The organism is Sphingomonas sp. NIC1, assembly GCF_001638925.1.
GTDB classification, from domain to species: Bacteria; Pseudomonadota; Alphaproteobacteria; order Sphingomonadales; family Sphingomonadaceae; genus Sphingomonas; species Sphingomonas aquatilis.
Map to the genome: position 1 here is coordinate 2,245,395 of NZ_CP015521.1, position 19,354 is coordinate 2,264,748.

Consider the following 19,354-nt stretch of genomic DNA (forward strand, 5'->3'; position numbering starts at 1 on the left):
CCCGGGTAGTTTCGGGAGGGTAACAGGGCCGATGTGGCCGTCAATTGGTGGCGGGACGCGGGCGGACGTCACGGGGAGTGGAGGTGAACGATGCGGGGCATCGTTCACCTCCACTCCCCGTGACGTCGGACGGATCGGGCGCCTTTACGCGCCCGTCCGCCGGCCGGTCGCGCTTGCTGAGGCTCTGCCTCAGCCTCCGCCGCCAGCCAAGGCTGCCAGCAGCAGCAAAGCCACGATATTCGTGATCTTGATCATCGGGTTGACCGCGGGGCCGGCGGTGTCCTTGTACGGATCGCCGACGGTGTCGCCCGTGACGGCGGCCTTGTGGGCTTCGGAGCCTTTGCCGCCGTAATTGCCGTCTTCGATATACTTTTTGGCATTGTCCCAGGCGCCGCCGCCGCTGGTCATCGACAAGGCGACGAACAGGCCGGAGACGATGACGCCGAGCAGCATCGCGCCCAGCGATGCGAAGCCCTGCGCCTGGCCCGCGACGGTACGGATGATGAAGTAGAGCGCGACCGGTGAGAGGACGGGGAGCAGGCTGGGGACGATCATTTCTTTGATCGCGGCGCGGGTGACGAGGTCGACGGTGCGACCGTAGTTCGGGCGGCTGGTGCCTTCCATGATGCCGGGATTGTCGCGGAACTGGCCGCGGACTTCCTCCACCACGGCGCCCGCCGCGCGGCCGACCGCGGTCATGCCGAACGCGCCGAACAGATAGGGGAGCAGCGCGCCGAGCAGCAGCCCGACGATGACGTAGGGGTTGGACAGGCTGAAATCGACGCTCACCTCGGGGAAGTAGGTGGCGAGGTCGGTGGTATAGGCGCCGAATAGGACGAGCGCGGCGAGGCCCGCCGAGCCGATCGCATAGCCCTTCGTCACCGCCTTGGTGGTGTTGCCCACCGCGTCGAGCGCGTCGGTGCGGGTGCGGACGTCGTCGGGCAGACCCGCCATCTCGGCGATGCCGCCGGCGTTGTCGGTGACGGGGCCATAGGCGTCCAGCGCCACGACCATGCCGGCGAGCGCGAGCATCGCGGTGGCGGCGAAGGCGATGCCGATGATGCCGGCGAGCTGGTAGGTGGCGATGACCGCGACGACGATGACGATCGTCGGCAGCGCGGTCGCCTCCAGGCTGATCGCGAGGCCCTGGATCACGTTGGTGCCGTGGCCGGTCTGGCTGGCGGCGGCGATCGATTTTACCGGGCGATAGTTGGTGCCGGTGTAATATTCGGTGATCCAGACGATCAGGCCGGTGACGGCGAGGCCGATGACCATGCACCAGAACAGATCCATGCCGGTGAACGCCTGCGCGGTCGCGGCGGCGGCGCGGGGGGCGTCGAAGCCGGTGGTGAGGTCGTCCGACACCGCGTCGAGGAAGCCGGCGCTGCCGATCGTGCGGTTGAGGTCGCCGAGGACGTATTTGGCGGCGAGGTAGATGGCCGGGATCGACAGCAAAGCGCTGGTCCAGAAGCCCTTGTAGAGCGCGCCCATGATCGTGCCGCCCTTGCCGTTTCTCACTGGGCCAAGGCGGACCATGTACGTGCCGATGATCGAGGTGACGATGCACACGCCGCCGACGATGAGCGGTAGGCTCATCAGGCGCATCAGTTCCGCGGCGTCGGCGCGGATCAGGAGGGCGATCGAGATCATCGTGACGCCCAGCGTGACGACGTACGTCTCGAACAGATCGGCGGCCATGCCGGCGCAGTCGCCGACGTTGTCGCCCACGTTGTCGGCGATGACTGCGGGGTTGCGGGGATCGTCCTCCGGAATGCCGGCCTCGACCTTGCCGACGAGGTCGGCGCCGACGTCCGCCGCCTTGGTGAAGATGCCGCCGCCGAGGCGCGCGAAGATCGAGATGAGCGATGCGCCGAACGCGAGCGCGGTCAGCGCCTCGACGATGACGCGGTCATTGGGGGCGTGGCCGGCGGGGCCGGTGAGATACCAGAAGAAGGTGCTGATCGCGAGCAGGCCGAGCCCCGCGACGAGCATGCCCGTGACCGCGCCCGAGCGGAACGCCATGGTGAGGCCGCCCTGCAGCGAGGTGCGCGCGGCTTCGGCGGTGCGGACGTTGGCGCGCACCGAGATGTTCATGCCGACATAGCCCGCGACGCCCGACAGCACCGCGCCGACGACAAAGCCGATGGTGGAGACCGCGTTGAGCGTCAGGAACAGGATCGCGGCGACGATGACGCCGACGATCGCGATGGTGGTGTACTGGCGGCCGAGATAGGCCTTGGCGCCTTCCTGGATGGCGGCGGCGATGTCCTGCATCCGGGCGTCGCCCGGAGAGGCGCGGAGCACCTGTTGGCTGGTGACGAAGCCATAGACCACGGCGATGACGCCGCAGAGGATGGCGAGGGCGACCGTGGTCATTCGCGCAAATCCTTCTCCTGTTGACGTCGCCGGCCGATGTCCCCCGGTCTGGCGCGCTGCGGGTGAGGCTATGGCGGGGACGGGGGGAGTGCAAGCGGTTGTGGGTTGCGGTGGGTGGGGGGGGCCTGCCCCCTTCCTTCGTCATTCCCGCGTAGGCGGGAATCCAGACGCGCAGGTCTCGCTTGAGCCGGAAGGTCAGAGGTTATGGATTCCCGCCTGCGCGGGAATGACGGTATTTTTTGGGGGTGTTAGTGTTGGAAGCCCAAGCGGTCGGGGAGGGGGATTGGTTCTCCGCCGTCGAACAGGTGTAGGCCTTCGCCTCTGGCGAAGCGGCCGATGTGGGTAGCGTCCACGGGGGGCACGACGTTGGCGGGCATGGCGAAGAGGAGTTCGTAGTCGTCGCCGGCGCTGGCGGCCGTCAGGCGGGCGGCGCGGTCTTCGCCGGCGTGGGCGATGTAGGCGGGCGACAGCGGAACGGCGGCGAGGTCGAGGATGACGGCGAGGTTGCTCGCCGCGCCCATGCGTGTGGCGTCGATGAGCAGGCCATCGCTGACGTCCATCATCGCATGCGCGAGGCGCGCGAGGATGCGGCCTTCCGCGAGGCGCGGCGTCGGGCGGCGGTAGCGGGCGGCGAGGGCGGCGGGGCCGGGCTGGCCTTGCGCGATGGCGAGGCCGGCGCCGGCGTCGCCGATCGTGCCCGTTATCCAGAGCGCGTCATTCTCGCCGGCGCCGCCGCGCGGAGGGGCGGGGGTGTCGCAGCCGAAGGCAGTGACGGTGAGAACACGCGGCGCGCCGGTCGGTAGGCGGACGGTGTCGCCGCCGAGGATCTGCGCGTCGCAGGCGGTTAGCACGTCGGCGAGGCCTTCGAGGAAGGCGCGGTCCCACGCGTCGTCGGTGAGCGGGTAGTTCAGAAGGATGCCGTCGGGCTTGCCGCCCTTGCCGGCGATGTCGGACAGGTTGGTCGCGACGAGCTTCCACGCGACGTCCTGGGGGGTGTCGGTGGGGAGGAAGTGGACGCCCTCGACCAAGGTGTCGGTGGTGACGACGAGGGGTGCGCGCGTCAGGCGGGCGCTGTCGTCGCGCAGCCCGCGCGCGGCGGGGTGGAGCGGGAGGATGCGCAGGGCGGCGAGGAAGTCGGCTTCGGTCATACGCGGAAGAAAGAGCCTGCATCGGTCCTCCCCCGCAAGGGGGAGGGGGACCGTTCGGCGTCAGCCGAAGGGTGGAGGGGGAGGGCGGCGGCGCGACGCGATGATCGGGCTTGCCGTGTCCTCCCCCTCCGTCACCGCTGCGCGGTGCCACCTCCCCCTGGCGGGGGAGGACTTGGGTTAGCGGTCCCCCTCCCCCGCTGATGTGGGGGAGGACTTTTGGGTTAGCGGACGTCCTTGGCGATGGCGTCGAGCAGGCCGTTGACGAAGCCCGATTCGCGGCGTTCGTAAAAGGCGTGGGCGACATCGACATATTCGCTGATCGTCGCGCCGACCGGCACGTCCTTGCGCGCCATCAGTTCGTAGGTGCCGGCGCGCAGCAGCGCCTTCATCGGCTTGTCGAGGCGGGCGAGCGTCCAGCCGCTGGCGAGCTTCTTTTCGATCGCGAGGTCGATCTCGCCCGCGCGCGCGGTGGTGCCCTTGACCAGATCGTCGAAGAAATCGACGTCGGCTTCGGCATATTCCGCGTCCTCGATCGTCGCGCCGAGGCGGTGGTTGTGGAATTCGTGGAGCAATGCGGGCACCGGCGTGCCCTCCATCTCATGCTGGTAGAGCGCCTGGACGGCGGCGAGACGGGCGGCGGCGCGCGCCTGGGTACGGTTGGTGGTACGGGACATCGTGCGGGCATGTAGTGGCGTGCGGGGCGTCCGTCACCCCTTTGCGGAACGTGCGGTAGAGCACGTTCCGAAGGCGGTGCCGGCCCGCTCCCCCTCCCGGCCACCCGTCAGGATACGATGTGGGTGGCCGGGAGGGGGAGCGGGCCGGCACCGAAGCCCACTCAGGGCATCAACACGGTGTCGATGACGTGGACGACGCCGTTCGACTGCATCACGTCCTTGGTGCTGACGTGGCTCATGCCGCCCTTGGCGTCGGTGAGCATGATGCGGTTGCCCATCATCGTCGCGGTCAGCGGTTCGCCCTGCACGGTGGTCAGCGTCGCCTTACCGCCGCCGGCCTTGATCGCGGCGGCGATCTGCTTCGACGTCATCGTGCCGGCGACGACGTGATAGGTCAGGATATTGGTCAGCTGCGCCTTGTTCTCGGGCTTCACCAGCGTGTCGACGGTGCCGGCGGGCAGCTTCTTGAACGCGGCGTCGGTCGGCGCGAAGACGGTGAAGGGGCCGGGGCCCGACAGCGTGTCGACGAGGCCGGCGGCCTTCACCGCGGCGACCAGCGTGGTCAGGTTGTTGGCGGTCGAGGCGTTTTCGACGATCGTCTTGGTCGGGTACATCGCGGCGCCGCCGACCATCGGGTTCTTGGCGGCGGACATCGCCGGACCGGCGGCGAGCAGGGCGACGGCGGCGATCGCGCCGCGGAACTGGAAGCGGGTCATCTCAGGCATCCTTTGTCTGGTCACCCTGGGGCGGGTGCGGCGGAGATACGTCCGTCGCGGCACAAAGATGCGTTGTTTCAGCAACTTAAATGTAAGTAGCTGAAATTGATGTATATTAAGTTTTGTTGCTGGGAGCGTTGCGTGGTGCCACCGCCGCAGCGGCTAGTCGATGGCGTTGACGCTGAGACAGGGCTGGAAGACGCCGCTCTCCCCCTCCTCCCGTTGCCAGATTTCAACGACTTTGTAATAGTCGAAGTAGCCGCCCCTCTCTTTGGAGATCGTATCTCCAATGCGCGGAAGAAAGGCGAATTTGCCCTCAAAGAGGGGTTTCAGTTCGTCCTCGCCATAAATCTCGACAGGCGACATCTCTACTTCCCGGACCCTTATCTGTTGAGCCGCAACCGCAGGGCCACGGACCGCGCGTGGGCGGGCAGGCCTTCGGCATGGGCGAGGGCGACCGTCGCGGGGCCGAGCGTGGCGAGTGCCGCTTCGTCGAGCCCGAGGAAGCTCGTGCGCTTCATGAAGTCGAGGACCGACAGGCCGCTGGCGAAGCGGGCGCGGCGGCCGGTGGGGAGGACGTGGTTGGGGCCGGCGACGTAATCGCCGATCGCTTCGGGCGTGTGGCGGCCGAGGAAGACGCTGCCGGCGTGGCGCACCTTATCGAACAGCGCCTGCGGGTTATCGACGGCGAGCTGGAGGTGTTCGGGGGCGAGGCGGTCGACCAGCGGGCAGGCGGCCTCGAGGCTGTCGACGACGATGATCGCGCCGTTGGCGTCCCATGCGGCGCGCGCGACTGCGGCCGTGGGGAGGATGGCCAGTTCCTCGTCCACTGCCCGCGCGACGGCCTGCGCATAGTCGGCGTCGTCGGTGAACAGGATCGACTGCGTCGTGGTGTCGTGCTCGGCCTGGCTCAACAGGTCGGCGGCGGTCCATTGCGGATCGTTCTTGGCGTCGGCGACGACGACGATCTCGCTGGGGCCGGCGACCATGTCGATGCCGACGACGCCATAGACCTGGCGCTTGGCCTCCGCGACCCAGGCATTGCCGGGGCCGGTGACGACGTCGACCGGGGCGATGCGCCCGGCGCCATAAGCGAGCGCGGCGATCGCCTGCGCGCCGCCGATGCGCCATACTTCATCGACGCCGGCCAGGTGCGCGGCGGCGAGGACGAGCGGGTTGATCTCGCCATCGGGGGTGGGGGTGACCATCACCAGCCGCTCGACGCCGGCGACCTTGGCGGGGATGGCGTTCATCAGCAGCGATGACGGATAGGCCGCGCGGCCGCCGGGGACGTAGATGCCCGCGGCATCGACGCCGCGCCAGCGCGCGCCGAGGCGGACGCCGGCCTCGTCGACATAATCGGTGTCGGTCGGCTTCTGGCGTTCGTGATAGGCGCGGATGCGGGTGGCGGCGAGGTCGAGCGCGTCGCGCAGCTGCGGGTCGAGCGCCTCATACGCCGCGGCGCAGGTGGCGGGTTCGATGCGCCAGCCGGTCTCCGCCAAGTCATGCCGATCGAGCTTTTGCGTGAAGGCGCGGATCGCCGCTTCGCCATCGTCGCGGACGGCGCGGATGATCGTTGCGACGTCGCGGGCGACATCGGCGGCGGCTTCGCGGCGACCGTCGACCAACAAGGTGAAGGCGTCGGCGAAACCGGCGTCGCGGGTGTCGAGGTGGATCACTTCATGCCCTCCGCCACGGCGCGGCGGAATGCCTCGACCAGCGGCACGACTTCGGCGCGCGTCTTCATCGCGGCGCGGTTGACGATCAGGCGGCTGGTGACTTCGGCGATCACCTCTACTTCGACGAGGCCGTTTTCCTTGAGCGTGCGGCCCGAGGAGACGAGGTCGACGATGCGCGGGGCGAGACCCAGCGTCGGCGCCAGCTCCATCGCGCCGTTCAGCTTGACGCATTCCGCCTGGACGCCCCGATTGGCGAAGTGGGCGGCGGTGATGTGCGGATATTTGGTCGCGACGCGGACATGGCTCCAGCCGCGCGGATCGTCGGTCGCGGCCATGGCGGCGGGTTCGGCGACCGAGATGCGGCAATGGCCGATGCCGAGGTCGACGGGGGCGTAGAGTTCGGAATAATCGAACTCGGCCAGCACGTCCGACCCGACGATGCCGAGTTGCGCGGCACCATGTGCGACGAAGGTCGCGACGTCGAAGGCGCGGACGCGGATCAGCTCGATATGCGGCACATCGGTGGCGAAGCGCAGCGCACGACTGTTTTCGTCGCCGAACGCGGCTTCGGGATGGATACCGGCGCGGGCGAGCAGGGGAAGGGCCTCGGAGAGGATGCGCCCCTTGGGCACGGCGATGACTAAAGGTGTCGGCACGCGCGGGGCTTTACTGGCGGTGGGGAGCAGGCGCAACACGGCGCCGGCAGGAGGCGAGTCGATGGCGAGTGAGGCAGAGAATCTCAAGTCGTTCGAGGTGCAGGCGGGCTATTGCAAGGCGATGGACGCGCCGGTGACCAACCGGATCGTCGAAGCGCTGCCAGCGGCGCTGGATCGATCGACGGAGACGGGGCGGACGGTGCTCGACTGGCCGGGCGAGCCGGTGGCGGATGCGCTGGTGCTGCGTCTGGTCGGCGGGCTGCATGCGCTGCATCGGGCGGGCGCGGACGCCGATCTGTCACGGGTGTTCGCGGGCGAGATGACCGATCCGGCGGCGATTGCCGACGTGTTGCGGGCGACGCTGGCGCGGCACGATGCGGCGATCCGGCCGTGGCTGGACGGGCCGCCGCAGACCAATGAGGTCGGGCGATCGGCGGGGCTGATGACCGGGCTGCTGCATATCGCCGCACGCTATGGCCCGCGCGTCGAGCTGCTCGAGATCGGGTCGAGCGCGGGATTGAACCTGATGATCGGGCATTATGGCTTCGACCTTGGCGGCACGCGGGTGGGGCCGGCGGAGGCGGCATTGATGCTCACGCCCGACTGGCGCGGGCCGCCGCCGCCGGCGGTGCCGATCGCGGTGGAGCGGGTGAGGGGCGTCGATATCGCGCCGGTCGATCTGTCCGACGAACGCCAGGCGCAGCGGTTGCAGGCCTATGTCTGGGTGGAGGCGACCGATCGGCAGGAGCGGCTGGCGCGGGCGATCGATCTGGTACGCGCGCACGGCGTCGATCTGGTGCAGGGCGATGCGGCGGACTGGGTGGAGGCGCGGCTCGCCGAACCGCAGGCGGCGGGCGTTACGCGCGTGCTGATGCATTCGGTGGTGTGGCAATATCTACCGCCCGCGACACGCGCGCGAGTCGGCGAAGCGATGGCGGCAGCGGGCGCGCGTGCCACGGCGGAGCGGCCGCTCGGCTGGGTGATGATGGAGCCCAATCGCGATCTGCACCGGCATGAGGTGCGCGTGCGCGGCTGGCCGGGCGAGACGCCCATGGAGCTGGTGGCGCTGACCCATGCGCATGGCGCCTGGGTGGAAGGGCTGTCGCCGCCCTACGAGACGCGCGACTATGTGATGCGGCGCGGGGCGTATGAGGCGGATACCGGGACGGCGTGAGCCGCCCCGGTGTGTCGCGGGGTTGATCGCGCTATTCTGGTCCTCCCCCGCCAGGGGGAGGTGGCATGCCGCAGGCATGACGGAGGGGGAGGTCAGGGTGGCGGCAAATGACTTGGGACGTTCCTATCCGCCCCCTCCGTCACCGCCTTCGGCGGCGCCACCTCCCCCTTGCGGGGGAGGACTGAATACCACCCTGACTGCCGACCGCGCTTAGTAGAAGAAGCGGTTGTAGACCTGGACGACGCGGCCCGAGCGGGTGTCGACCAGCACGACGTCGTTGCCGTAGCGGACCCAGCGCTGATAGCCGTAGCCCGGGCGCGGCAGGCGGTAGGTCGCGTAGTCGTTGATCCAATATTGGCGGCCGTAATAGCTCGGCGCGAAGCGATAGCCGTTGGTCACCGGGCGATAGCGATAGCCGCGCGGGCCGGCATAGGTGCCGCGGCGATAGACGTCGCCGTGCGTGCGGCGATAGTCGCGCCAATCCTCGCGAAGCTCCTGACGATTCTCGCGCACTTCGCGGCGCGCATCGCGGATGTCGCGGCGGTCGCCGTAGCGGCGCGCTTCGGCGAGATCGCGCTGGCTCTGGCGCAGCTCGCGTTCGCTCTGGCGGACTTCGCGGGCGCTCTGCGCATTGGCGACGCCAGCAGGCAGGATGGTGGCAGCGGCGAGGGCCGCGATCATGATCTTACGCATGTGTTTCACTCCTCGGTTCGCGTACCGCCCGCTTGTGGGTCGGGGCGTAACGCAGAACGGTCTTGTGACCGCGCGTCGCTGAACGCGTGAGGAATGCTTTGGTCATCTTGGGGAAAGGTGGCTGTCCTTTATTCCGGTTTCGCATCTACGCATTGCCGCCCCATCCACGCCGTTCGTGCTGAGCCTGTCGAAGCACGGATACCACGGGCGATGGCGGTGTGTGAGGCGCCCCGCCCTTCGACAGGCTCAGGGCGAACGGGGTGGGTGTGGGGGCGTCAGATGTCCCAGCGCCGCATTGCCGCGACCACCGCCTCGGGCTTTTCCCAGGGGACGAAATGGCCGGCGTCGATCTTCTCGACCGTCAGCTGCGGGACATAGGGCGGCAGACCGTCGACCAGCACCGGCAGCAGCGCCGAATCGCGCATGCCCCAGATGACCAAAGTGTCCTGCGTGATCGGCGGGAAGGGCGCGTCGAGGAAGGCGGGGCGGGGTGGGATTTCGTCCATCGCGGGGACGATCACCTTCGACGCGCGATACCAGTTGAGCATCGCGGTCATCGCGCCCGGCTGCGACCATTCGTCCAGATAGGCGGCCTTGTCCGCGCCGGCGATGGCGTGCGTCACGTGATGCGCGAAGGTGGAGCCGAGGAATTTTTCGAGGCCGGCGCCGACGAGGCCCTGGTCGATGCCCGTGTCGCGGAAGCGGGTGATGTACTGGCTGGCCTTGCGCTGCTCCGGCTCGTCGAACAGCGCGCGCTGGAAGAGCAGGGGATGCGGCGCGTTGACGATGACGAGGCGCGCGACGCGATCGGGCCGGGTCAGCGCCGCCATCCACGCGATCGCGCCGCCCCAGTCATGGCCGACCAAAGTGAAGCGATCGATGCCGAGGTGATCGGCGAGCGCGATCAGGTCGGCGAGGATATGCTCTGCGGCATAGGCCTCCACCCCTTGCGGTTTGGAGGAGCGGGCGAAGCCGCGCTGGTCCGGCGCGACGACATAATGGTCGCGGGCAAGATCGGGGATCACGCCGCGCCACGTGCGGTGCGATTCGGGAAAGCCGTGCAGCAGGATGACCGGCGGATGTGTGGGATCGCCGGCGATCGCGACGTCGAGTTCCACGCCGGTGGGCAGCGCGATACGGGTCAGCGGCATGTCGGTCATCACTCTCTCCTGTCGCAAGCCCTGTGCGGGTCGTCGTGCAGCAAGCCTAGCGGCCTTTGGTCATGCCGTCATGCCCGTGCGCAAGGGCATACCGATCTACCATGTCATGGGTGCATCCTGGCCGATAGGCACTGTGAAACAGCACGTTAGCGTGCCGCCCCATGACCGATACGCCTTCAGAGACACCCGTTTTCCGGTCCGGCCCCGAGGAGCTGGCCTATCTGCGGCGCCGGGCGGAGGAGCATCGGCAAGGTGCTGAAAAAGCAGCGGATATGGGATCGCGCGCGATCCATCTGCGGCTGGAGCAGCTATATCGCGAGCAAGTTGGGCTGCTGGAAATAGTGCTTCCTGACTAGGTATTTGCGCAAAGATACCAGGAACGGACCAGCCTAACATGGGTTGATGCGCCCGAACCGGCCCTGCTGTGGGGCCGGCAGAGGCAGGGATCGGCCATGGGGCATACCCGGACCATAGCGACGGTGTTTTGCGGTGCGGTGGCGCTGGCCGCCTGTGCTGCACCCGCGACGCGGATTTCGACCGGGCTGCAGCGTTATGGCCTGGACGAAAGCCGCGCCGATTGCGTCGGCGGGCGGCTGCAGAGCGACCTGACGCTCGGCCAGCTGCAACAGCTGGGCCGCGCCGCTGCAGCCTACAAGCAGAACGATCCCAATCCGGGCGTGCTGACGGTGGGCGACCTGATCCGCGTCGCGGGCGAGCTGAAGGATCCGAAGATCGCTCTGTCGGTCGGCAAGGCCGCGGCGGGCTGCGGCGTCCTGCCCTGATCCTGCTTTTTCCCATCCGCAAAGGAGATATTCCATGAACAAGGACGAATTCCACGGCGGCGTGCGCTATGCGACCGGCAAGGTCGAAAAGGCGATCGGCGATACGGTAAACAGCCGCGACTGGCAGGTCGACGGCGTCGTCGATCAGGTCGCCGGCGGTGCCCAGCACACCTATGGTCGCGCCAAGTCGATCATCGGCGAGGCGGTGGATAGCGCACCCGAGTTGCTCGACGAAGCGCGCGACCGGCTGAAGGACGCGGGCGAGCGGATCGCCGACGTGGCGGGCGACACCGCCGCGCGCGCCAAGGATGCCGCGGGCAAGCACGGCAAGGTCGCCGCGGACGCCGCGCGCGAACATGGCAAGGCGGCGGCGAAGACCGTGCAGGACACGCCGGCTCTGTGGGCGGTGGCCGCGCTGGTCGGTGGCTATGCGCTCGGCTGGCTGATCCACGGGCGTCGCGCCTGAGGGGCACGCGATGACGGCCGCCCTGCTCAAATCCCTGCGTGATACCGTCGATCTGCGCCATTTGCGCCAGATCATCGTCGGCCTCGACGAAGGGGTGATCCTGATCGATCCCGACCAGAGCCTGCTCTGGGCGAACGACGCCGCGCTGGCGATGCACGGCGTCGGATCGGTCGAGGAGCTGGGCGCGACCGTCGACGAATATCGGTCCCGCTTCCAGCTGCGCTATCGCAACAACCACCGGCTGGAAGCGGACGATTACCCAATCGAACGCGTCGTCGCGGGCGACAGCTTTTCCGAAGTGGTCGTCGAGGTGACGGTGGCGGGCGAGGATGCCCCGCGCTGGGTGCATCAGGTGCGCAGCCTGGTGCTCAACGACGCGGACGATGGCGAGCCGGCGTGCCTGGTGCTGATCATCCAGGACGTGTCGGCGCGCTACGAAGCGGAGGATCGCTTCGAACAGTCGTTCAATGCCAATCCGGCGCCGGCGGTGATCTGCCGGCTCAGCGACCTGCGCTTCGTCAAGGTCAACCAGGGTTTCCTGGAGATGACCGGGCATCAGCGCGACCAGGTGCTGTGCAAGACGGTGTACGACATTGACGTGCTGCGCGAGGCGGAACGCCGCGATCTGGCCAAGGAACGGCTCGCCGAAGGGCGGACGATCCCGCAGATGGAGGCGGAGCTGGAGCTGCCGGGCGGCGGCACCAAGCTGGTGATCGTCGCCGGGCAGCCGATCGACATGGGCGACCAGCCGTGCATGCTGTTCACCTTCGCCGACCTGGAACCGCGCCGGAAGGCGGAGGGCGCGCTGCGCCACAGCGAGGAGCGGTTCACCCGCACCTTCCAGATGGCGCCGGTGCCGATGGCGATCGGCGCGCGCGACGGACATCTGCTGTGCGAAGTGAATGCCAGCTTCACGCAGATGACCGGCTATGCCTCGACCGAGATCATCGGCCGCCCGTTGGGCGAGGTGGAATTGTGGGAACATTCCACGATGCGCGAAGAGATCGAGGCGCTGATCGAGGACGGCCATGCTCTGCGCGGCCATGAGGCGCGCATCCATGCCAAGGACGGCGCGGGGATCGACTGTCTGGTGTCGACCGAGGCGATCCGGCTGGGCGACGACGCCTGCGTGCTGTGGGCGTTCCAGGACATCACGCAGCGCAAGGCGACCGAGCTGGAGCTGGTCGAGGCGATCGAGGCGGTGATGAAGGACACCAGCTGGTTCAGCCGGTCGATCATGGACAAGCTCGCCCGGCTGCGCGCGCCCGAGCGGCAGGCGGACGGGCCGGGCCTGGACGATCTGACGCGGCGCGAACGCGACGTGCTGGCGCTGATCTGCCGCGGCTATGATGACAAGCGCATCGCGCGGGCGCTCGACGTATCGGGCAACACGGTGCGCAACCATGTCGCGCGCATCTACGCCAAGATCGGCGTCAACCGTCGCATCGCCGCGGTCGCCTGGGCCCGCGCGCGCGGCTTCGACGGCGAAGGCGTCGTCATCGAAACGGAGGCGGCGGCATGAGCAAGACCCCGAAAGCCGATGCCGCCAAGCGCGCGACCAAGGGGTCCGTGCAGGAAGCGATCGGCAAGTTGATCGGCGACGATGCGGCGCGCGAGCGCGGTCGTGCCGAAAAGGACGCGGGCACCGCTGCGGCGACCCGGCGGACCAAGGATTCCCGGGACTGATCCCGGACACGCATTTTTCCAACAGGAGTGATTATGGCTACCCATGCTTATACCGGCCCGGTGCCGGGCGATGACCTGCGCACGGCGAAGACGCCGACCCGATTGTCGTGGGGCGCGGTGTTCGCCGGCGTCGTCATCGCCGTGGCGGTGCAGCTGGTGCTGGGCATCCTGGGCGCGGGCATCGGCCTGACCATGGTCGATCCGGTCGAGGGCACGACGCCGGGCGCGGCGGGCTTCGGCATCGGCGCGGGCATCTTCTGGCTGATCACCACCGTCATCGCGCTGGGTGCGGGCGGCTATGCCGCGGCGCGCGTCGCGGGCGTGCATGACCGGTTCGACGCGCTGGTCCACGGCCTGGTCGTGTGGGGCGTCACGCTGATCCTGACGCTGTACCTGCTGACCTCGGTCGTCGGCGGCATCATTGGCGGCGCGTTCCGCACGGTGGGTGCGGTCGCCGGCGCGGCGGGCAGCACGGTGGGCGCGGCGGCACCGGCCGCAGCCTCGGTCGCGGGCATCGACAAGCAGGACGTGCGCAGCGAGGCCGCGGCCTATCTGTCGGACGCGCCGAATGATCCCGCACAGATGACGCCCGAGCAGGCGCAGACCGCGATCGCCAAGGAACTGCCGGCGATGGCCCGTGGCGGCGCCGAAGGCCAGCAGGCGGAAGCCCGCGTCGTCGACATCGTCGCCGCGCAGCGCAAGATCAGCCGCGAACAGGCGCAGGCCCAGGTGACGCGCGCCAAGCAGCAGTTCGTCCAGGCCAAGGACAAGACGGTCGAAACCGCGAAGGTCGCGACCGACAAGGCGGCGGGTGCTGCTGCCGGCACCTCGTTCATGCTCGTGCTTGCGCTGCTGATCGGCGCTGGTGCGGCTGGTTTCGGTGCAACTGCGGCGACCCGCCGCAAGCTGCGCTGAGTGTGCGCGGCGGGCCGGCGTATTCGGGCCCGCCGCATCCTTTTACGGACTGTCTGGAAAGGACACGATGATGACCACCAAGACCATCGGCGCCGCGCTGGCGCTCGCCACCGTGCTGTCGCTGTCGGCGTGCAACACGGTCAACGGCGCGGGCAAGGACCTGAAGTCGGCCGGCTCCGCCATCTCCGACGCCTCGGGCGAAAAGAAGAAGTGACGCCGGGCGGGGCGGGCCGAAGGGTCCGCCCCGTTTCGTATCGGGGGCCGTTATAGCGCGGGAACCGGTGAGCGGATCGCGCGTTGTAGATCAAACGGGCGGGTCTCATCCGATTGCGCCCGCATCGTTTGACCTGCCGGACCTGCCCTGACCAAAAGTCTCCCCATCGCGATGCCCCTTGCACGGCCTGAGCAGCGCCATCCGAACCGGATGCGCGGATGCGGGTCCTTCGTTTTCCTAAGCCATCGCGATGGCCCGCGCCGCTGGGCGCGCCGGCGCTGTTGCGTAGCGTATCGACCATCTCGATCGACCATGCAGAAAGGGGCCTGACGCCATGGAGAGCTATTATCGGGACCAGGCGGCGTCCTGCGCGCGCGAGGCCGCGGCGACCCAGCTGTCGCAGGTGCGCGATCGCTATCGCCGGTCGGAAGAGGCATGGCTGGCGATGGCGGATCGCATCGCCCGGACCGCCGCGTTCAAGGCAACCAACGGCGCATAACGAGCCCGCCATTAAATCGCGGCGGATCAACGACATGATGGTTCGCCGCCGATGCCTTTTGACGCCAATCCGATTGCATCCGTAACGGTAGCGTCTCTTGTCCGGGCATCCGCTTTAGCCTAAGACTGTTCCTGCTTTGGACCGACAGCCGCTGCCCCCCGTGCCGCACACGCCATTCGACGCGCCGCCCGCCGTGCGCGCGGCGATCGACGCGTTCCTGCGCGGGCTCGACCCCAGCGATCCGTTCCTGGCGGTGGTCCAGCATTCGATCACCGCGATCGTGGTCAGCGATCCGACGCTGCCCGATAATCCGCTCATCTATGTGAACGACGCGTTTACCGCGCTGACGGGGTTCGAGGCGGCCGAGGTGCTGGGCCGCAACTGTCGGTTCATGCAGGGGCCGCTGACCGTTTCCGCGGATGTCGAGCGGCTGCGCGCCTCGATCCGACGGCGCGAGCGGATCGAAGTCGACCTGCTTAACCACCGGCGTGACGGTACGCCCTTCTGGAACCGGCTGATAGTGGCGCCGGTGTTCGATGCCGCGGGCGAGCTGCGCTATTTCGTTGCGTCGCAGCTGGACGTGACGATCGAGCGGCACCGGCTGCAGCAATTGCAGCAGGATCGCGACTCGCTGAATGCCGAACTGGAAAAGCGCGAGGCGTTGCTCGCCGAGCGCGAGGCGCGGCTGGCGATGGCGCTCAACGCGGGTGGCCTCGGCACCTGGACGCTGGCGCTGCCGAGCAACGTGCTGACCGCGTCGGAATCGTGCCTGGCGAATTTCGGCTTTCCTCCGGGCGCGCATTTCGGCGAGCAGGACCTCGCCGAAAGCCTGCACCCGGATGATGCCGCGCGCGTGCTCGCCGCGATCAGGGACACGGTCGTCAACGACGCGCCCTATGACATCGAATATCGCATCCTGACGCCGGCGGGCGAGCAGCGCTGGATTCATGCGCGCGGCGCGGTGCAGCGCCGCGCCGATGGAACGCCGCTGGAAATGTCGGGCTTCACCAGCAACATCACGGCGCGCAAATTCGCCGAGGAGCATCGCGCGGTGCTGGCGCGCGAGCTGACGCACCGGGTGAAGAACACGCTGGCGACCGTCGGCGCGGTGGTCAGCCAGACGTTGCGCGACGCGCCGTCGCTCGGCGAGGCACGGGCGGCGGTGGCGGGCCGGATCGCGAGCTTGGGCGCGGCGCATGAGCTGCTGGTGCGCGACGAGGTGGAGGGCGCGGCGATCGGCGAGATCGTCGAGCGCGTGCTGGCGCCGTTCCTCGATAGCAACGGCCGGCGCTTCACGATCGAAGGGCCGGACATCCGCCTGAGCCCCGAAATCACGCTGGCGCTGTCGATGGCGCTGCACGAACTGGCGACCAACGCGATCAAATATGGCGCGCTGTCGGTGCCCGAGGGGCAGGTCGCGATCCGCTGGGCGCTGGTCGGCGCGGTCGGCGCGCGGCGCTTCGCCTTCAGCTGGGCCGAACAGGGCGGCCCGCCGGTGACCGCGCCGATGCACACCGGCTTCGGCACGCGCATGATCCAGCGCGTCTTCGCCCAGCATGTCGAGGGGGAGGCCGGCATCACCTATGCGCCCGAGGGCGTGCGCTTCGCGATCGAGGCCCCGGTCTGAGCGGGACGACCCCGCCGGTGACGCCGGACCTGCGCTATATCGTGGTGCGCGGACGGCTGTGGCGGCGCGCTAACCCTGCGCTGGCAGAGGACGAGCGGCAAAGGCTGGTAGCGCAGCTGATGGCGGCGCGGCGGGCGGTGGCGGCGGCGAAACGGGCGGGTGACGCGGACGCGGAGACGCAGGCGCATGCCGCGGTGGATGCGGCGAAGTTGGCGCTCGGCGAACGCGGACCGGTGTGGTGGGATGACGGAGCGCCGGACCTCAACCGGCATATGGCGCGCAACACGGTGTATGCGGCGTGGTTTGCGGGTTTAGGGGCGTAGGGCGTTCTCTGGCTGGCGGGCGTCGGTAGGCTAGCCGGTGTCGGTTGGCTGGCGGGTGTCGGTCGGCTAGCCGGTGTCGGTTGGCTGGCGGGTGTCGGTCGGCGTGCCCTTTAAGCCTGACCGTCATCCCCGCGGAGGCGGGGATCCATAACCGCTACCGACTGCGATGGAGTCGCGACGGTAGCGCGTCTGGATTCCCGCCTTCGCGGGAATGACGGGTGGGGCTGTGCGATCGGTGGGGCAGGGGCTGCCGGGGCTGTGTACCAAGCGCTTCGGTCGACGCCCCTCTCCATTCGTCATCCCGGCGCATGCCGGGATCCATGGATGCGCGCGTGTCGAGGGTTGCGCGCTGACGCTGGGGGCGTCGCCCTCCATGGATCCCGGCGTGCGCCGGGATGACGAAGAGAGAAGCGTTACTCCAGCGTCAGCGTGTCGTCGTCGGGGTCGACCTTGCCGGCGAGGCCGGGGACTTCGTCCAGTTGGCGTAGCGCGGTGAAGCCGCCGCGGTCTTCGCGGTAGCGGACGATTTCGAAGCCGTGGCCGGCGAGTGCGGGAACGGCGTCGAGCTCGTCCGCGGTGGCGGTGTTGACATTGACGCTCACAGGTTCGCCTGCTCCTCTTTCGGCAGATCGGCATCGGGGCCGTAATACAGTTCGGCGCACTCGTCGGCGAGGCAGCCGCCCTCGATCTCGATATCGTCGCGATAGGCGTCGGCGATGAAGGCGAGCGTGTCGACGTGGCGCGCTTCGAAATACATTGGATGGACGTCGTCACGGCCGGCCCCGAAGACGACGCGGCCGACCTTCGACCAGATCGACGCCATCGTACACATGCCGCAGGGTTGCAGCGTCGAATAGAGCGTCGCGCCGCGCAGTTCGAGTTCGCCGATCCCTTCGCAGGCGCGGCGGATCGCCATCATTTCGGCATGTGCGGTGGCGTCGGGCAGTTCGTGTGTCTGGTTGCGTTCGGCGGCGAGCACCTTGCCGTCGCGCACGATCACGCAGCCGAGCGGCGAGGTCGACGGATCGGACCCTTTCGATCGCGCGACGTCGATCGCCATCCGCATCCAATATTCGTCGTCACCTGCGCACATATTCGCCCCGCTTTCGAAGGGCCTAACGCACAAGCGCGGGGAAAGACGCCTCAGGGATAGCTGACCGTGTTGGGCACCTGCGGGATGGGAATCCATTCCTTGTCGTCGCCGGGGACGAGCGGAAATTCGCCCGCGGTCCAGGCGCGGCGCGCCTCCTCGATCCGTTCGCGGCGCGACGAGACGAAGTTCCACCAGACGTGGCGCGGCGTCGTGAAGGCGTCGCCGCCCGCCAGCATCGCGCGGCCGCCGGTCTCCGAACGCAGGGTCGCGGCGATACCGGGGCGCAGGACGTAGAGCTTCATCGGTTCGAGCGGTACGCCTTCCAGCGTCGCCTCACCGAAGGCGAGATAGATGGCGCGCTCATCCGCCGCGGCATCGATGGGGACGGCGGCGCCGGGATCGAGCAGGATGTCGGCGTAGATCGTGCCGGCATAGGTGGTGGTCGGCGCACGCTGGCCCCACAATTCGCCCATGATGATGCGCGCGCGGGCGCCGTTCGCTTCCAGCGTCGGCAGCGCATCGCGCGCGACATGTTCGAAATCGGGCGCCATTTCCTCCTGGGCATCGGGCAAGGCGAGCCAGGTCTGGATGCCGGACAGCACCGGACCGTGCGCGCGCTCGTCGCCGGGCGAGCGCTCCGAATGGACGATGCCATGGCCGGCGGTCATCAGGTTCACGGCGCCGGGTTCGATCCGGAGCTGCGTGCCGAGCGAGTCGCGATGTTCGATCGCGCCGTCGAACAGATAGGTGACGGTGGCGAGGTTGATGTGCGGGTGCGGGCGCACGTCAATGCCGCCGCCCGCGGCGAGCTGTGCCGGGCCCATCTGGTCGAAGAACAGGAACGGCCCCACCATCGTGCGGGCGCGGCCGGGCAGCGTGCGGTGAACCTTGAACCCGCCCAGGTCGTGGGTGACGGGGGTGATGGTCTGGAGGACGAAATCGTCAAGCACGGGCAGGCTCCGTTTCGCGAAGAAGCTGTTCGAGATCAGCAGGGTAGATGACTTCCGGCCAATCGGCGAGTTCGGACAATGCGAACCAGCGCGATCCCGCCAGCACGCGCTGTTCGAGTGCGGTCAGCGCGCCGGCCTGCACGTCGTGGCGATCGATATCGACACGGAAATAGCGTTCGTCGGCGATCACCTCGACGCCTTCGAAGGTCAGGAATTCGCAGGTGCGCTGCGCCACCTCAGGCCCGCAATCGATGTCCAGCCCCACCTCTTCCCACAATTCGCGGCGGGCCGCTTGCGGGTAGGTTTCGCCGGGATCGACTGCGCCGCCGGGGGTACACCACAGGGGCGGGCGGTCGCCGGGGGTGAAGCGCATCAGCAGCACGCGGCCGGCGCCATCGACCAGCAGGATGCGGGCGGCGGGGCGGGGGACGCGGGGCACGGACGATGACATCGGGCTTCCTTCCACTCCCGTTCGGTGTCAGCCGTACGGGCACGGCTCCCGCCGACGCGGCGGGAGGCCAGC

Annotated in this window: 24 protein-coding genes; 11 read left to right on the forward strand and 13 right to left on the reverse strand. The window is 68.6% G+C overall.

Going from position 1 to position 19,354, the window contains the following annotated elements:
- Nucleotides 1-189: 189 nt before the first annotated feature.
- The 7 genes from A7E77_RS10730 to hisG form a co-directional block, all read right to left on the reverse strand.
- Nucleotides 190-2,376, reverse strand: coding sequence for a sodium-translocating pyrophosphatase (locus A7E77_RS10730; protein ID WP_063687893.1), 2,187 nt, complete (start codon nucleotides 2,374-2,376; stop codon nucleotides 190-192).
- Nucleotides 2,377-2,624: 248 nt separating this feature from the next.
- Nucleotides 2,625-3,524 carry a thiamine-phosphate kinase gene (gene thiL, locus A7E77_RS10735; protein ID WP_063687895.1) on the reverse strand — a complete coding sequence of 300 codons (900 nt, stop codon included), beginning with the start codon at nucleotides 3,522-3,524 and terminating at the stop codon, nucleotides 2,625-2,627.
- A 221-nt stretch (nucleotides 3,525-3,745) separates the two neighbouring features.
- On the reverse strand, nucleotides 3,746-4,198 hold the full coding sequence (nusB, locus tag A7E77_RS10740) for a transcription antitermination factor NusB (protein ID WP_043060415.1): 453 nt from the start codon (nucleotides 4,196-4,198) through the stop codon (nucleotides 3,746-3,748).
- Between the two features lie 161 nt (nucleotides 4,199-4,359).
- The gene (locus A7E77_RS10745) at nucleotides 4,360-4,914 is read right to left on the reverse strand and encodes a fasciclin domain-containing protein (RefSeq protein ID WP_063687896.1); all 555 of its coding nucleotides are present in this window, start codon (nucleotides 4,912-4,914) and stop codon (nucleotides 4,360-4,362) included.
- Nucleotides 4,915-5,076: 162 nt separating this feature from the next.
- Nucleotides 5,077-5,280, reverse strand: coding sequence for a hypothetical protein (locus A7E77_RS10750; protein WP_063687898.1), 204 nt, complete (start codon nucleotides 5,278-5,280; stop codon nucleotides 5,077-5,079).
- Nucleotides 5,281-5,297: 17 nt separating this feature from the next.
- Nucleotides 5,298-6,593, reverse strand: a complete 1,296-nt coding sequence (hisD, locus tag A7E77_RS10755) for a histidinol dehydrogenase (protein ID WP_063687900.1) — start codon at nucleotides 6,591-6,593, stop codon at nucleotides 5,298-5,300.
- On the reverse strand, nucleotides 6,590-7,249 hold the full coding sequence (gene hisG, locus A7E77_RS10760) for an ATP phosphoribosyltransferase (protein WP_147036582.1): 660 nt from the start codon (nucleotides 7,247-7,249) through the stop codon (nucleotides 6,590-6,592). Before hisG ends, hisD begins: the two co-directional genes overlap by 4 nt.
- Nucleotides 7,250-7,310: 61 nt before the next feature.
- Here hisG and A7E77_RS10765 point away from each other — a divergent pair, with 61 nt between their 5' ends.
- Complete coding sequence (locus tag A7E77_RS10765) at nucleotides 7,311-8,423, forward strand: DUF2332 domain-containing protein (protein WP_063687904.1); 1,113 nt, start codon at nucleotides 7,311-7,313, stop codon at nucleotides 8,421-8,423.
- Nucleotides 8,424-8,633: 210 nt separating this feature from the next.
- Here the strand turns inward: A7E77_RS10765 and A7E77_RS10770 are convergent, their stop codons facing one another.
- Both A7E77_RS10770 and A7E77_RS10775 read right to left on the reverse strand, forming a co-directional pair.
- Nucleotides 8,634-9,116 (reverse strand): RcnB family protein, encoded by a 483-nt coding sequence (locus A7E77_RS10770; protein ID WP_063687906.1) that lies wholly within the window; start codon nucleotides 9,114-9,116, stop codon nucleotides 8,634-8,636.
- A gap of 275 nt (nucleotides 9,117-9,391) precedes the next feature.
- The gene (locus A7E77_RS10775; RefSeq protein ID WP_063687908.1) at nucleotides 9,392-10,276 is read right to left on the reverse strand and encodes an alpha/beta fold hydrolase; all 885 of its coding nucleotides are present in this window, start codon (nucleotides 10,274-10,276) and stop codon (nucleotides 9,392-9,394) included.
- Between the two features lie 161 nt (nucleotides 10,277-10,437).
- Between A7E77_RS10775 and A7E77_RS17995 the strand changes: the two genes are divergently transcribed.
- The 10 genes from A7E77_RS17995 to A7E77_RS10805 all read left to right on the forward strand — a co-directional run bounded on the left by A7E77_RS17995 (nucleotide 10,438) and on the right by A7E77_RS10805 (nucleotide 16,788).
- Nucleotides 10,438-10,632 (forward strand): hypothetical protein, encoded by a 195-nt coding sequence (locus tag A7E77_RS17995; protein WP_192929965.1) that lies wholly within the window; start codon nucleotides 10,438-10,440, stop codon nucleotides 10,630-10,632.
- Nucleotides 10,633-10,728: 96 nt separating this feature from the next.
- A complete protein-coding gene (locus A7E77_RS10780) occupies nucleotides 10,729-11,058 on the forward strand; it encodes a hypothetical protein (RefSeq protein WP_063687910.1) in 330 nt (109 codons plus the stop codon).
- A gap of 34 nt (nucleotides 11,059-11,092) precedes the next feature.
- Complete coding sequence (locus tag A7E77_RS10785; protein ID WP_043060410.1) at nucleotides 11,093-11,524, forward strand: CsbD family protein; 432 nt, start codon at nucleotides 11,093-11,095, stop codon at nucleotides 11,522-11,524.
- A 10-nt stretch (nucleotides 11,525-11,534) separates the two neighbouring features.
- The gene (locus tag A7E77_RS10790; protein WP_063687912.1) at nucleotides 11,535-13,046 is read left to right on the forward strand and encodes a PAS domain S-box protein; all 1,512 of its coding nucleotides are present in this window, start codon (nucleotides 11,535-11,537) and stop codon (nucleotides 13,044-13,046) included.
- Nucleotides 13,043-13,210, forward strand: coding sequence for a hypothetical protein (locus A7E77_RS18000; protein ID WP_192929966.1), 168 nt, complete (start codon nucleotides 13,043-13,045; stop codon nucleotides 13,208-13,210). The genes A7E77_RS10790 and A7E77_RS18000 overlap by 4 nt, the downstream gene beginning before the upstream one ends.
- A gap of 33 nt (nucleotides 13,211-13,243) precedes the next feature.
- Nucleotides 13,244-14,125: a hypothetical protein gene (locus tag A7E77_RS10795; protein ID WP_063687915.1), complete on the forward strand. Its 882-nt coding sequence runs from the start codon at nucleotides 13,244-13,246 to the stop codon at nucleotides 14,123-14,125.
- Between the two features lie 70 nt (nucleotides 14,126-14,195).
- Nucleotides 14,196-14,339, forward strand: coding sequence for an entericidin A/B family lipoprotein (locus A7E77_RS17385; protein WP_018250489.1), 144 nt, complete (start codon nucleotides 14,196-14,198; stop codon nucleotides 14,337-14,339).
- A 334-nt stretch (nucleotides 14,340-14,673) separates the two neighbouring features.
- Complete coding sequence (locus tag A7E77_RS18005) at nucleotides 14,674-14,838, forward strand: hypothetical protein (protein ID WP_192929967.1); 165 nt, start codon at nucleotides 14,674-14,676, stop codon at nucleotides 14,836-14,838.
- A gap of 160 nt (nucleotides 14,839-14,998) precedes the next feature.
- Nucleotides 14,999-16,465, forward strand: a complete 1,467-nt coding sequence (locus A7E77_RS10800; protein ID WP_063689897.1) for an HWE histidine kinase domain-containing protein — start codon at nucleotides 14,999-15,001, stop codon at nucleotides 16,463-16,465.
- A gap of 17 nt (nucleotides 16,466-16,482) precedes the next feature.
- On the forward strand, nucleotides 16,483-16,788 hold the full coding sequence (locus A7E77_RS10805; RefSeq protein ID WP_063687917.1) for a hypothetical protein: 306 nt from the start codon (nucleotides 16,483-16,485) through the stop codon (nucleotides 16,786-16,788).
- 413 nt (nucleotides 16,789-17,201) lie between these two features.
- Here the strand turns inward: A7E77_RS10805 and A7E77_RS10810 are convergent, their stop codons facing one another.
- From A7E77_RS10810 to A7E77_RS10825, 4 genes are read right to left on the reverse strand one after another with little or no spacing between them, the layout of a single operon-like run.
- Nucleotides 17,202-17,390, reverse strand: a complete 189-nt coding sequence (locus A7E77_RS10810) for a ComEA family DNA-binding protein (protein WP_017977832.1) — start codon at nucleotides 17,388-17,390, stop codon at nucleotides 17,202-17,204.
- On the reverse strand, nucleotides 17,387-17,881 hold the full coding sequence (locus A7E77_RS10815) for a nucleoside deaminase (RefSeq protein WP_017977833.1): 495 nt from the start codon (nucleotides 17,879-17,881) through the stop codon (nucleotides 17,387-17,389). The genes A7E77_RS10810 and A7E77_RS10815 overlap by 4 nt, the downstream gene beginning before the upstream one ends.
- A 50-nt stretch (nucleotides 17,882-17,931) precedes the next feature.
- Nucleotides 17,932-18,831 (reverse strand): pirin family protein, encoded by a 900-nt coding sequence (locus tag A7E77_RS10820; protein WP_063687919.1) that lies wholly within the window; start codon nucleotides 18,829-18,831, stop codon nucleotides 17,932-17,934.
- On the reverse strand, nucleotides 18,824-19,282 hold the full coding sequence (locus A7E77_RS10825) for an NUDIX hydrolase (RefSeq protein ID WP_063687921.1): 459 nt from the start codon (nucleotides 19,280-19,282) through the stop codon (nucleotides 18,824-18,826). The genes A7E77_RS10820 and A7E77_RS10825 overlap by 8 nt, the downstream gene beginning before the upstream one ends.
- Nucleotides 19,283-19,354 lie beyond the last annotated feature (72 nt).

Coding starts and splice junctions, on each gene's coding strand:
- A7E77_RS10730 (WP_063687893.1), bottom strand. CDS start 2,376: ATGACCACGGTCGCCCTCGCCATCCTCTGCGGCGTCATCGCCGTGGTC.
- thiL (WP_063687895.1), bottom strand. CDS start 3,524: ATGACCGAAGCCGACTTCCTCGCCGCCCTGCGCATCCTCCCGCTCCAC.
- nusB (WP_043060415.1), bottom strand. CDS start 4,198: ATGTCCCGTACCACCAACCGTACCCAGGCGCGCGCCGCCGCCCGTCTC.
- A7E77_RS10745 (WP_063687896.1), bottom strand. CDS start 4,914: ATGACCCGCTTCCAGTTCCGCGGCGCGATCGCCGCCGTCGCCCTGCTC.
- A7E77_RS10750 (WP_063687898.1), bottom strand. CDS start 5,280: ATGTCGCCTGTCGAGATTTATGGCGAGGACGAACTGAAACCCCTCTTT.
- A7E77_RS10765 (WP_063687904.1), top strand. CDS start 7,311: ATGGCGAGTGAGGCAGAGAATCTCAAGTCGTTCGAGGTGCAGGCGGGC.
- A7E77_RS10770 (WP_063687906.1), bottom strand. CDS start 9,116: ATGCGTAAGATCATGATCGCGGCCCTCGCCGCTGCCACCATCCTGCCT.
- A7E77_RS10775 (WP_063687908.1), bottom strand. CDS start 10,276: ATGACCGACATGCCGCTGACCCGTATCGCGCTGCCCACCGGCGTGGAA.
- A7E77_RS17995 (WP_192929965.1), top strand. CDS start 10,438: ATGACCGATACGCCTTCAGAGACACCCGTTTTCCGGTCCGGCCCCGAG.
- A7E77_RS10780 (WP_063687910.1), top strand. CDS start 10,729: ATGGGGCATACCCGGACCATAGCGACGGTGTTTTGCGGTGCGGTGGCG.
- A7E77_RS10785 (WP_043060410.1), top strand. CDS start 11,093: ATGAACAAGGACGAATTCCACGGCGGCGTGCGCTATGCGACCGGCAAG.
- A7E77_RS10790 (WP_063687912.1), top strand. CDS start 11,535: ATGACGGCCGCCCTGCTCAAATCCCTGCGTGATACCGTCGATCTGCGC.
- A7E77_RS18000 (WP_192929966.1), top strand. CDS start 13,043: ATGAGCAAGACCCCGAAAGCCGATGCCGCCAAGCGCGCGACCAAGGGG.
- A7E77_RS10795 (WP_063687915.1), top strand. CDS start 13,244: ATGGCTACCCATGCTTATACCGGCCCGGTGCCGGGCGATGACCTGCGC.
- A7E77_RS17385 (WP_018250489.1), top strand. CDS start 14,196: ATGACCACCAAGACCATCGGCGCCGCGCTGGCGCTCGCCACCGTGCTG.
- A7E77_RS18005 (WP_192929967.1), top strand. CDS start 14,674: ATGGAGAGCTATTATCGGGACCAGGCGGCGTCCTGCGCGCGCGAGGCC.
- A7E77_RS10815 (WP_017977833.1), bottom strand. CDS start 17,881: ATGTGCGCAGGTGACGACGAATATTGGATGCGGATGGCGATCGACGTC.
- A7E77_RS10825 (WP_063687921.1), bottom strand. CDS start 19,282: ATGTCATCGTCCGTGCCCCGCGTCCCCCGCCCCGCCGCCCGCATCCTG.